The sequence below is a fragment of the Roseivivax lentus genome, assembly GCF_900156805.1.
Lineage (GTDB): Bacteria > Pseudomonadota > Alphaproteobacteria > Rhodobacterales > Rhodobacteraceae > Roseivivax > Roseivivax lentus.
This window is the reverse complement of the sequence record NZ_FTOQ01000018.1, coordinates 19,133-30,274: the sequence shown is the minus strand read 5'-3', so window position 1 is coordinate 30,274 and position 11,142 is coordinate 19,133. Positions and strand designations below refer to the sequence as shown.

Annotated in this window: 12 protein-coding genes; 8 read left to right on the top strand and 4 right to left on the bottom strand. The window is 65.3% G+C overall.

Annotated elements, in window-relative coordinates; genetic code table 11:
• Nucleotides 1-66: 66 nt before the first annotated feature.
• Entirely contained in the window at nt 67-1,629 is a 1,563-nt protein-coding gene (locus BW990_RS18435) for a calcium-binding protein (RefSeq protein WP_076450462.1), read from the top strand.
• 75 nt (nt 1,630-1,704) lie between these two features.
• On the opposite strand, the gene irrA is transcribed toward BW990_RS18435, so the two are convergent.
• Complete coding sequence (irrA, locus tag BW990_RS18430) at nt 1,705-2,127, bottom strand: iron response transcriptional regulator IrrA (RefSeq protein ID WP_076450460.1); 423 nt, start codon at nt 2,125-2,127, stop codon at nt 1,705-1,707.
• Between the two features lie 176 nt (nt 2,128-2,303).
• Here irrA and fabA point away from each other — a divergent pair, with 176 nt between their 5' ends.
• The gene (gene fabA / locus BW990_RS18425) at nt 2,304-2,813 is read left to right on the top strand and encodes a bifunctional 3-hydroxydecanoyl-ACP dehydratase/trans-2-decenoyl-ACP isomerase (protein ID WP_076450457.1); all 510 of its coding nucleotides are present in this window, start codon (nt 2,304-2,306) and stop codon (nt 2,811-2,813) included.
• A gap of 42 nt (nt 2,814-2,855) precedes the next feature.
• Here the strand turns inward: fabA and BW990_RS18420 are convergent, their stop codons facing one another.
• Together BW990_RS18420 and BW990_RS18415 are read right to left on the bottom strand one after the other, a co-directional pair.
• Nucleotides 2,856-3,230 (bottom strand): hypothetical protein, encoded by a 375-nt coding sequence (locus BW990_RS18420; protein ID WP_143526280.1) that lies wholly within the window; start codon nt 3,228-3,230, stop codon nt 2,856-2,858.
• A gap of 43 nt (nt 3,231-3,273) precedes the next feature.
• Nucleotides 3,274-4,158 (bottom strand): sulfotransferase, encoded by an 885-nt coding sequence (locus BW990_RS18415; RefSeq protein WP_076450451.1) that lies wholly within the window; start codon nt 4,156-4,158, stop codon nt 3,274-3,276.
• Between the two features lie 164 nt (nt 4,159-4,322).
• On the opposite strand from BW990_RS18415, the gene fabB reads away from it, so the two are divergent.
• The 4 genes from fabB to BW990_RS18395 all read left to right on the top strand — a co-directional run bounded on the left by fabB (nt 4,323) and on the right by BW990_RS18395 (nt 7,956).
• The gene (gene fabB / locus BW990_RS18410) at nt 4,323-5,552 is read left to right on the top strand and encodes a beta-ketoacyl-ACP synthase I (protein WP_076450448.1); all 1,230 of its coding nucleotides are present in this window, start codon (nt 4,323-4,325) and stop codon (nt 5,550-5,552) included.
• A 27-nt stretch (nt 5,553-5,579) separates the two neighbouring features.
• The gene (locus tag BW990_RS18405; protein ID WP_076450446.1) at nt 5,580-6,371 is read left to right on the top strand and encodes an enoyl-ACP reductase FabI; all 792 of its coding nucleotides are present in this window, start codon (nt 5,580-5,582) and stop codon (nt 6,369-6,371) included.
• Between the two features lie 454 nt (nt 6,372-6,825).
• Nucleotides 6,826-7,227, top strand: a complete 402-nt coding sequence (locus tag BW990_RS18400; protein ID WP_076450443.1) for a thermonuclease family protein — start codon at nt 6,826-6,828, stop codon at nt 7,225-7,227.
• A gap of 54 nt (nt 7,228-7,281) precedes the next feature.
• The gene (locus tag BW990_RS18395) at nt 7,282-7,956 is read left to right on the top strand and encodes an FAD-binding oxidoreductase (protein ID WP_076450440.1); all 675 of its coding nucleotides are present in this window, start codon (nt 7,282-7,284) and stop codon (nt 7,954-7,956) included.
• Nucleotides 7,957-7,992: 36 nt separating this feature from the next.
• Here the strand turns inward: BW990_RS18395 and BW990_RS18390 are convergent, their stop codons facing one another.
• A complete protein-coding gene (locus BW990_RS18390) occupies nt 7,993-8,862 on the bottom strand; it encodes a glycosyltransferase family 2 protein (protein WP_076450437.1) in 870 nt (289 codons plus the stop codon).
• Between the two features lie 107 nt (nt 8,863-8,969).
• Here BW990_RS18390 and miaB point away from each other — a divergent pair, with 107 nt between their 5' ends.
• Both miaB and BW990_RS18380 read left to right on the top strand, forming a co-directional pair.
• Nucleotides 8,970-10,292, top strand: a complete 1,323-nt coding sequence (miaB, locus tag BW990_RS18385) for a tRNA (N6-isopentenyl adenosine(37)-C2)-methylthiotransferase MiaB (RefSeq protein WP_076450435.1) — start codon at nt 8,970-8,972, stop codon at nt 10,290-10,292.
• Between the two features lie 217 nt (nt 10,293-10,509).
• Nucleotides 10,510-11,136: an OmpA family protein gene (locus tag BW990_RS18380; protein ID WP_083950717.1), complete on the top strand. Its 627-nt coding sequence runs from the start codon at nt 10,510-10,512 to the stop codon at nt 11,134-11,136.
• Nucleotides 11,137-11,142 lie beyond the last annotated feature (6 nt).

The window sequence follows — 11,142 nt, the reverse complement described above, 5'->3', positions numbered from 1 at the left end:
GGTTTTGATTGACAGATAGCATCGCGCTGCGGACCTTCACCTGCAACATTGACCCGAGGTATCGCCATGACCATTGCCGCCGTTCCCGCCCCCGATCCGACGACCCAGGGCGCCGCCATCGAAGCGGCGATGTTCCTCAACGCCTGGATCTACGGGGATGGCACGCTGCCGGCTGAGTTCCAGGGGGCCTCGTCCAACGACGGCGGCTACGACGACGATTACGACGGCTTCATCGACGCGGCCACGGCGGGCAGCTGGGACCTGCTAGGCGCGGACGACCTGCCCGACACCTATTTCGACGCGGCGCACGGCATCACCGATGGCGGGCTCTATATCGGCCAATTGCCCGGCACGCCCGACAGCGGCGCCGAGGCGCTGGTCGCGGTGACCGAGATCGACGGCCAGACCACGATGGTGATCGCCATCCGCGGCGCCGATGACGACAGCGCGGCCTTCGGCCCGCCCTTCTTCGCGCCGCTGACCCTGCAATTCTACGCGCAGCTGCGCCCGCTTTTCCAGGCCGCCGCGGATTACGCCGCCGATCCCGCGAACGGCATCGACGCGGCCATCCTCTCGGGCCATTCTCTGGGCGGCACGATGGCGGATGTGTTCTCGCTCATCGATGCGGGGCTCTTCACCGATAACGACGTGCCGCTGACCGTGGTCTCGCTGGCCTCTGCGGGCGTGGCCGAGGGTGTGGTGACGCTGGCGGAATTCCTGCAGGGCCAATCGTTGAGAATCCCGGGCGCGAGCGTCGGCGCGGAGCCCGTGCTGCTGGAGCCGGACGACTTCATGCATATCGGCGTGACGCAGACCGCAGACCCGGTGCGCTACCCGGAGGATTTCTCGCTTCCCGTCGTGCAGCCCTTGCTGCCGAACCTGCATTTCGCACCCGACCTCGTGATCGAGACACCCAATATCGAATTCGATGCCGCGGATGGCAGCTTCGGGGCAGGGCATTCGATCTTTCTTTACTGGCCCAACATCTTGGCGCTGGTGAACGATGGCTTGTATGCCGCGTACACCGACCAGACCGTCATCATGGGCGTGTCGAACTATGACAGCCAGCCGACCTTCACCGACATGCCCGTGGTCAACGGCTACGTGCCGCAATATGCGGGTTTCACCATCGACGACCGGGGGGTCGGGGCGCTGCGCGGCACGCAAGAGGCGGATTTCATTCTCGGGCTCGACGGGCGCGATTGGCTGCTGGGCCGGTATGGCGACGACCTGATGTCTGGCGGTGCAGATAATGACCTGCTGCTTGGGGGCGCGGGCGACGATAGCCTTGACGGCGGTACGGGCATCGACATCGTGCTAGGCGGCGATGGCGCGGATCTTCTGCGCTCGCTCGGCGATGGCGATCTCTTGATCGGCGGGGACGATGCGGATGTGTTCCAGTTTACCGCGCTCGAGACCGGCGCGGCGATCCGGGATTTCGAGACCGATCTCGATGCGATCGATCTCAGCCTTCTGGGCCTCACCGAGAGCGATGTAAGCTGGAGCGATGTGCAGGGCGGCGTCGCCGTCGACGCGGACGGCACGATCATCTTCCTGTCGGGCCTGAGCTCGGCGGACCTCGATTACGACGATTTCATTCTCGAGCCGGAAATCGCGACGCTGGTCTGATCGGGGGGAAGGGCGCGCCGGGTCAAAGCGACGCCGCGCGCCGCACTTGCGCCCGTCGCAGGATCGGCAGGCGGGTCAGCTGCTCCGGCGGCGCAGCCGGATGATGACGTCGACCGAGGCGATCTCGGCGCCTTCGGGGGCATCGGGCAGCTTCGCGATCTCGAGCTGGTAGGCGGGCGCGTCGGTCAGCTTCGCCTCGTCTTCCCAGAAGAAATGCGGATGGTCGTGTACGTTGGTGTCGAAGTAGCTCTTGGTGCCGTCGACCATCACTTCCTGCACGAGGCCCGCATCACAGAAGGCGCGCAACGTGTTGTAGACTGTCGCGAGCGAGACCTTCTGGCCCTGCTTCTCGACATCGGCAAACAGGCTTTCGGCGGTGACATGGCGATGCTGCCCGTCCCCGATCAGAAGCGCCGCAAGCGCCACGCGCTGCCGCGTGGGCCGCAGCCCCGCCTGGCTTAGCCATTCTGTTCCGCGATCTATTGCTGTGGGCGTCATCCCCGCAAAGCATCCCTTCATTGCGTCCAATCCAGTATATAGGCGCTGCAGCACCGAAATTTCAAACTATTTCGCCCGGATCGACCGTCGGGGCGGATCGCGCCCTAGGCTTGCGCCACCGGATCGCGGGGTGTTAGACGCGGGTCCGACCAGAAACGCATGAGGGGAGAGCGCGCATGGCCGAATATCCGACGAGTTTCGATCGGGACGACCTGCTGAAATGCGCGCGGGGCGAGCTGTTCGGACCCGGCAACGCCCAGCTGCCCGAACCGCCCATGCTGATGATGGACCGGATCACCGACATCTCCGGCGATGGCGGGCCGCACGGCAAGGGCCATGTAAGCGCCGAGTTCGATATCACGCCCGACCTGTGGTTCTTCGAGTGCCACTTCCCCGGCAACCCGATCATGCCGGGCTGCCTTGGCCTCGACGGCCTGTGGCAGCTCACCGGCTTCAACCTCGGCTGGCGCGGCTGGAAGGGCCGGGGCTACGCGCTGGGCGTGGGCGAGGTGAAGCTCACCGGCATGGTGCGGCCGGACCGCAAGATGCTGACCTATTACGTCGATTTCACCAAGGCCGTGCAGACCCGCCGGCTGACCATGGGCGTGGCCGATGGCCGGGTCGAGGCCGATGGCGAGACGATCTACCAGGTCAAGGACATGAAGGTCGCGCTCAGCGAAAGCTGAGTGCTGACACGCTCCGGTCCGGTGCCTGTCGGCACCGGGACGCTATCCCAAGTGCCAAGACCAGTCAAAGTCGGGCGCATTGCCCACGTCCGCAGGAACGGTTTCTTCCCCGAACGGCTCGGGCACATCGAACCGCCCGAGCTTTTTTTCGGCGGCGGCGGTGACGGCATCTGGACCGTTCCCGAGGCGGTTTCCCGGTACGTCGAACCCACGGAAATTTTCGATCACGTCCAGGATCTGATCGCGCGCAGCGAGGCTTGCGGTCGGGCTTGCGACCCCCAGCGGATCGTTGTCGCTGGTGGCGAAGACGAAAGAGAGCATGCAGTCTTCAGGCATAATGTATCCTCCGGCTGAAATGATCTGCTCCTGATGATCGGAGCCTGCCAAAATACGCTGCTCGATGTGGAATGTTACCATGAGACAAGGCTGGCGTGGAGACCCTGTTTCCGGTCAGGCGATCTCAGGCCAGCCATGCGCCGGGCACAGCGTCACCGAATTTTTGTCGGCAATAAGCATATTGCGGGACCAGGCGGTCTAGGAACGCCGCGCGCGCCACGTCTGGCAGGGGGGTTTTCACGTCGGTCTCATTGCGGGCCGCATGGCTTTCCGGGGCGGCATAAGTGGAGCCAATAAAACGGCAGAGGCGTTTCTGGGCGGTCTCGGTGAAAAGGTCCTCATAGAACAGAAAGAGCCGCTCTTCGGGGCGAAAAACCGCTTCGAGTGTCTCAATCGTGCTGCGGTAATCGCACCGCGCCATGATCGCGGGGCTGTCGAGCGCGGTTTGCCAATCCGTGCCCGCGTAGAAATCCGCGCGCATCTGCTGCCAATGCCGCAGCTGCGACCAGAGCCGCGAGACCGGATCGCGCATCAGGAATAGGATGCGGGGTGAGATGTTATGCGGTTCCAGCAGGGCCTGGGCCAAACGGAACCCTGCCGCGCCGATCACCGCATAGGCCGGTGTGAAATCAGCGAAAACGCGGGTCTCCGGCCGCGCCAGACGTGCGAAATGCGCGAGATACGCTGTCTCGTCATAAATCATCTGCACCCGATCCAGGCTCGCGCGGAAGGTGGGCCAATCTCGCAGGTTCCGGACCGCATCGCCTGGCTGCGAGAGGTGAAAGCGCAGGCGTTCGAGCGCCATGGCGTCCACATCCCAGAGCGCGTTTTCCGGGAACCGCGCGTTGAAGAAATGCACTTCCTTGAGCGGTGAGACCGTAACCTCGGGCAAACCGCCCAGCCAGTGATGCAGCCAGCTCGTGGCCGTCTTCGCAGCGCCTATGCAAATCAGGCCCGTGGTGCCGTACAGCGTGTGCCTCGGTTCGGATATGGGTGTCTTTCCGGCCATGGATTCCTCGCTCAGATGCACCGGCGATGATTGCCCGCGACAAAATCAGCGTCGCACCGGGCGCGGTTTCGCTCAACCAGGGCTGGCACCGTTCTGGTGATCGCGCCTTGCACCCCGCCTGCGGCCTATCCTACACAGATGTCAGCAAAATACAGGAGAGCGCCATGCGCCGCGTCGTCGTCACCGGACTGGGCATCGTCTCGTCCATCGGAAACAACGCAGACGAAGTGCTCGCCGCGCTGAAGGCGGGCAAATCGGGCATCACCGCCAATGCAGACATGGCCGAGCACGGCTTCCGCAGCCAGATCGCGGGCGACGTGAAGCTCGACGTGACCGAGCATGTGGACAAGCGCACGCTGCGCTTCATGGGGCCGGGCGCCGCCTATGCGCATATCGCCATGGGCCAGGCCATCGCCGATGCGGGCCTCGAGGAAAGCGATATCTCGAACCCGCGCACCGGGCTCGTCGCGGGCTCCGGCGGGCCGTCCACCTCGGCCATGCTGTCGGCGCACCAGACCGTGCTGGAAAAGGGCAGCCCGAAGCGGATCGGGCCCTTCGCGGTGCCGAAATGCATGTCCTCCACGATTTCGGCCAACCTTTCCACGGCCTACAAGATCAAGGGCATCAACTACTCGATCACCTCGGCCTGCTCGACCTCGCTGCATTGCATCGGCAACGCGGCGGAGCAGATCATGATGGGCAAGCAGGACGTGATGTTCGCCGGCGGCGGCGAGGAGCTGGACTGGACGCTGTCCTGCCTCTTCGACGCGATGGGTGCGATGTCCTCGAAATACAACGATACGCCGGAGAAAGCCTCGCGGGCGTTCGATGCCAACCGCGACGGCTTCGTCATCGGCGGGGGCGGCGGCATCCTCGTTCTCGAGGAGCTGGAGCACGCTAAGGCCCGCGGCGCGAAAATCTATGCGGAGGTGACGGGCTACGGCGCGACCTCGGACGGGCACGACATGGTGGCCCCCTCGGGCGAGGGCGGGGAGCGCGCGATGCGCATCGCACTCGGGACGCTGCCCGAAGGCCGCAGCGTCGGCTATATCAACGCGCACGGGACCTCGACGCCCGTGGGCGATGTGGGCGAGATCGAGGCCGTGCGGCGCGTCTTCGGCGACGGCCAGACGCCGCCGGTGTCGTCCACCAAGTCGATGACCGGTCACAGCCAGGGCGCAACCGGCGCGCAGGAGGCGGTCTATTGCCTGCTGATGCTGCAGCACGATTTCATCACGCCGTCGATCAATGTCGAAACGCTCGATCCCGCGCTGAAACCCGCGGAGATCGCGACGGCGCTGGTGGAGAATGCCGGGCTCGACACGGTGATGACCAATTCCTTCGGCTTCGGCGGCACGAACGGGTCGATGCTTCTTTCCAAATATCTCGATTGACGATTCAATTTCAGCGGAGGCGACACGATGGGCGGACAGCTTGAGGGCAAACGCGGCCTGATCATGGGGGTCGCCAACGAGCGCTCCATCGCCTGGGGGATCGCCCGGGCCTGCGCCGCGGCCGGGGCGGAACTGGCCTTCACCCACCAGGGCGAGGCCTTCGGGGCGCGGCTGAAACCGCTTGCGGAAAGCGTCGGATCGGACCTGATGATCGACGTGGACGTGACCGACGAGGCCTCGCTCGACGCGGCCTTCGCGACCCTGTCCGAGGGCTGGGACCGGCTCGATTTCCTCGTTCATGCCATCGCGTTTTCGGACAAGTCCGAGCTGCAGGGGCGGTTCCTGAACACCAGCCGGGCGAATTTCAAGAACTCGCTGGATATCTCCTGCTATTCCTTCATCGACGTGGCCCGCCGCGCGCATCCGCTGATGACCGAGCATGGCGGCACGCTGCTGACCCTGACCTACCAAGGATCGAACAAGGTCGTGCCGAATTACAACGTCATGGGTGTGGCCAAGGCCGCGCTGGAAAGCTCGGTGCGCTACCTCGCCAACGATCTCGGGCGCGAGGGCATCCGGGTGAACGCGCTGTCGCCGGGACCGATGAAGACGCTGGCGGGTGCTGCCATCGGGGGCGCGCGCAAGACCTTCAAGCACACCGACCAGAACGCGCCTCTCGGGTCCAACGCGACGCTGGAGGCGGTGGGCGGCACGGCGGTCTGGCTCGCATCGGATGCCGGGGCCTGCACCACGGGCGAGATCGTGCATATCGATGGCGGGTTCCACGTCCTCGGCATGCCGCAATACGACAACCTCTGAGCCGGTGATCCGGCGGAGCGGGCGGCAGGGCCGCCCGCGCATCTCTGGCCCGATGACCGTGCCGATCATCGCGCATGGGGGCTCTGCCCCCGTCTGCCGCCGGTGCGGCAGCCTCCCCCGGGCGACTTCCCGGAAAGATGAAGGTGCGGGTCATCATCCTGCCGGAAAGTCATGCGAGCCTCGCGGCATGGGCAAGATCGTCGCTTTCCGCCGGGCGCGCCGCCGCCGGCCTGTCCGCAAATCGCCGCGGACGCCGCGCGGCGTCGGGCGCGCGTTGTCGCCGCTTTTCGCGATGGCGGCGATCCTTGCGGGCGTCGCGGTCTGGGAGGAGACCCGGTCGGGAGGTCCTGCTGTCGGGGCACAGGGTCCCGTCGCGTCCAGTCGCTCCGTAAGTGTGCTTGGAACGCTCCCCCAGGTGGAGACAGGATCGATTGCAGCCGAGGACAAAGGCGCTATGGGTCCGACCCACCGTCCGGTCGCCCGGACGGACGCGCCGGGGCCAACGGTTCAAAGCGCGGGAGAGGTGAAGATCAATCGCGGTCCGGCCCTCGAACGCGCCACGGCGACGCGCGGCGCGCCGCGGATGCTCGCGGGGCGGGTCAGCCATGTCCGCGACGGCGACACGATCGAGGTCGCGGGCACACCGGTGCGCCTCGGCGATCTCGATTGCGCCGAGCTTGGCAGCGCCGACGGCGCGCGGGCGCGGCGCGCGATGGTCAGCCTTGCGGATGGCGCGCATGTCACTTGCGCGCTCGACGGCCGCCGATCCTACGACCGGGAGATCGGTCGCTGCCGCCTAGTCGGCGGTCCGGACCTGGCCCGCGCCATGCGGGATCGCGGTATCTGCGGCGGTTAGGGGAACAAGCCCGCCTCCCTGTCGTTGAGTTGGCAACGCCAAGGAGGTACCCCCATGTCCCACACGCTCACGCTCGCATCGATCGACGCGGTCACCCACGACACCTATCACCTGGTCTTCGACCGCCCCGAGGGCTTCACCTTCACGCCAGGGCAGGCCGTCGACCTCGCTCTCGACCGCGATGGCTGGCGCGAGGAAAAGCGGCCCTTCACCTTCACCTCGCTGCCCTCGGACGAGAACCTCGAATTCGTTATCAAGTCCTATCCCGACCATGACGGCGTGACCGAGCAGATCGCCGGGATGAAGGCCGGCGACACCGCCCTGATCGACGATCCCTGGGGCGCCATCGAGGACAAGGGCGCGGGCTGGTTCATCGCCGGCGGCGCCGGCGTGACGCCCTTCATCGCCATCCTGAAGAAGCGGCTGAAGGAGCATGCCACGCTCGAGGGCTGCACGCTGCTCTTTTCCAACAAGACCGAGGCGGACATCATCCTGCGCGACACGTTCGAGGGCATGCCCGGCCTCAAATGCGTCTTCACCGTCACCGACGAGCCGGGCAGCCCGCTCTGCATGGGCATGATCGGCAAGGAGATGCTGGCCCAGCATGTGAGCCCGGGCGAAGGGCCCTGCTATATCTGCGGGCCCGATCCGATGATCGACGCGGTGGCCGATGCGCTGAAGAAGATCGGCGTGCCCGAGGGCGACATCATCACCGAAGAATTCGACTGAGCGTCCGGGGCTTCCCGACGGCGCGACGGGGCCCGGTCAGAACCACTGGCCGGGCTCCATCAATCCGAGGTCCAGAAGCTGGCGCGAATGCCATTCGAACGGCGTGGAATTGTGCCAGGTGAAGCCGTGGATGTCGAAGGTCGAGCCGGGGTTCTTCTTCAGCGCCTTGGCGGTCCGGAACGACACGATGGCCGCCGTCAGGTTGTTGTGCCACGGGCAGGCATAGGTGTTGTATTCCTCGTCCGAGAAGGTGTGGTTTTCCCTCAGCGTGAGACCCTTGCTGGCGCGGAACAGCGCGATCCGGTCGATCTTGCGGCGCTTCTGGGGGATGTGTTCCTCGTAGCGCCAGCGCAGCCCGCCGTAGAAATCGAGCTGCCGTTCCTTGGGATGGTTGTGGTTGTCCGGATCGTGCCGTGCTAGCGCGTAATAGCCCGATTTGTCGAGGCAGGCCTCGTCGAGCGACACGGCATCCGGCGCCCGGTGCAGATCGCGCGCATATAGGTCGATCACGTAGGTCAGCATCGCGTCGCGCCGTTCCTCGCTGTGGAAGGCCAGCATCTCCGACACGTTGCGCGTCTCGCAGAACGGGTAGAACAGGTATTCCGCGTTGTAGCAGTAATACATCCACAGCCCCGGCGCCGCGGCGATCACCGCGTTCACCGCCCGCTCGGTCGCGCCTTCGTCGGTCAGGTCGTCGTCGATGCGGATGACCTCGCCGGTCAGATCCGGCGCCAGCGGGAAGATGCGGGACATGAAGACCAGCACGCTGCGGAAGCCCAGATGCTGGTGATGGCGGATGGTGGTATCCAGCTCGACCGTGTCCTCGGCGAAGACCATCGCGATCGGCCCCTTGTCGAGGGCCGTTCCGGGATTGGCGAGAAAGGCGTCGAGACTGTCGAACTGCATGGGCATTCTTCTGTTTCGCAGGAGAGTCCTGAAATTCGGTGTGCATTGCAAGAGGCCGCGCTTCTGCGCTATGTGCGCGGCTCATCCCGACCCCGGAGTGCCCTGCCATGACCGCACCGAAAAAGCTGTTCATCAAGACCTATGGCTGCCAGATGAATGTCTATGACAGCGAACGCATGGCCGAAGCGCTGGGCGGCGAGGGCTATGTCGAGACCGACACGCCCGACGACGCGGACATGATCCTTCTGAACACCTGCCATATCCGCGAGAAGGCCGCCGAGAAGGTCTATTCCGAGCTTGGCCGCTACAAGGGGCTGAAGGCCGCGAAGCCCGATCTGAAGATCGGCGTGGCGGGCTGCGTCGCGCAGGCCGAGGGCGCCGAGATCGTGCGCCGTCAGCCGATGGTCGACTTGGTGGTGGGACCGCAGAGCTATCACCGGCTGCCCGACCTGCTGGCCAAGACGCAAGGCGGGGCTCGCGCGCTCGACACCGAATTTCCCGACGAGGACAAGTTCGGCCACCTCAAGGCGCGTCCCAAGGCGCGCCGGGCGCCCTCGGCCTTCCTGACCGTGCAGGAGGGCTGCGACAAGTTCTGCGCCTTCTGCGTCGTGCCCTATACCCGCGGGGCCGAGGTCTCCCGCCCGGTGGACCGGGTGCTGACCGAGGCGCGCGATCTGGTCGATCGCGGCGTGCGCGAGATCACCCTGCTGGGCCAGAACGTGAATGCCTATCACGGCATCGGTCCGGACGGGGCCGATTGGTCGCTGGCGCGGCTGGTGCGCGAACTGGCCAAGATCGACGGTCTGGCGCGCATTCGCTTCACCACCTCGCACCCGAACGACATGGATGACGACCTGATCGCAGCGCATGGCGATTGCGACAAGTTGATGCCCTATCTGCACCTGCCGGTGCAGTCCGGATCGGACCGCATCCTCAAGCGGATGAACCGGCAGCACACGGCGGAAAGCTACCTTGCGCTGATCGAGCGGCTGCGCGCGGCGCGGCCCGATCTGCACCTGTCGGGCGATTTCATCGTCGGCTTTCCGGAAGAGACCGAGGCGGATTTCCAGGCCACGCTCGATCTCGTGGAGGCGGCCGAGTACGGCTCGGCCTTCTCGTTCAAGTATTCGACCCGACCCGGCACGCCCGCGGCGGAACGCGCGCAGGTGCCCGAGGACGAGAAGACCGACCGCCTGCACCGGCTGCAGGCGCTTCTGACCCGCCAGCAGCGCGCGCTGCAGGATGCGATGGTCGGCCGCGACGTGCAAGTGCTGTTCGAAAAGCCCGGGCGGATGCCCGGCCAGATGGGCGGAAAATCGGAATATCTGCACGCGGTCCACGTGGCGGGCGCGGACGTGGCGCCGGGCGATCTTCGACGGGTGCGCATCACCGCATCTGGTCCGAATTCGCTGACTGGCACGCTCCTCTGAACGGTCATTGCCGGGTCATTTTTAACTAACCGGCTGTTAAATATTTCGAAAATCCGGATTGTGTCAGGATTGTGGCGGGCTGGGCATTGTTTCCGGCCCGGACACAATATCTTGTGGAATTTTCTTCACAGATGTCGATTAGCTGCTAAAGTGTTGATTATAGTGGCTTTGCGTTTTCTGGTGCGTTCGCCGTCGCGCAAGGTAGGGGGCAATGATAATGATTAAAGGAACGAAGGCTGTGGCTTATTCCGTTTTCAAGTCCGCCAAGGCGGCCCTGCTCGGCGCGGTGGTGGCCGCATCGGCGGTGCTGCCCGGCGCGGCGGTTGCCGACACCGCGGAGGCGCGCGTGCCGGTGATCTCGACGCAGAACACGACGACGATCGTCGGTGAACGCTACATCCCGGGCATCTGGGTCGATCCCGACGGCTGCGAGCACTGGGTGATGGATGACGGCGTCGAGGGCTACATGAGCCCCCATGTCAATCGCAAGGGCATCCCGGTCTGCCGCCGGGGCAATGTCTGCGGCGTGATGAATTCCGACCAGTTCTTCGCCACCGACAGCTACCGCATCAGCAGCGCCGGCAAGCAGCGCCTCGCGGAGTTCTTCCGCAGCGCCTCGGCCACCGCCTTCGTGATCGTCGGGCATACCGACAGCCGGGCCAGCGACCAGTACAACATGCGCCTGAGCTACAACCGGGCGAACTCGGTCGCCGCGGTCGGCAAGTCCGTGGGCGCCCGCATCGTCGATGTGCGCGGCTACGGCGAACGGATGCCGGTCGCGTCGAACGCGTCGACGGCGGGCATGGCGAAGAACCGCCGCGTCGAAATCATCTGCATCCGCTGAGGGGAC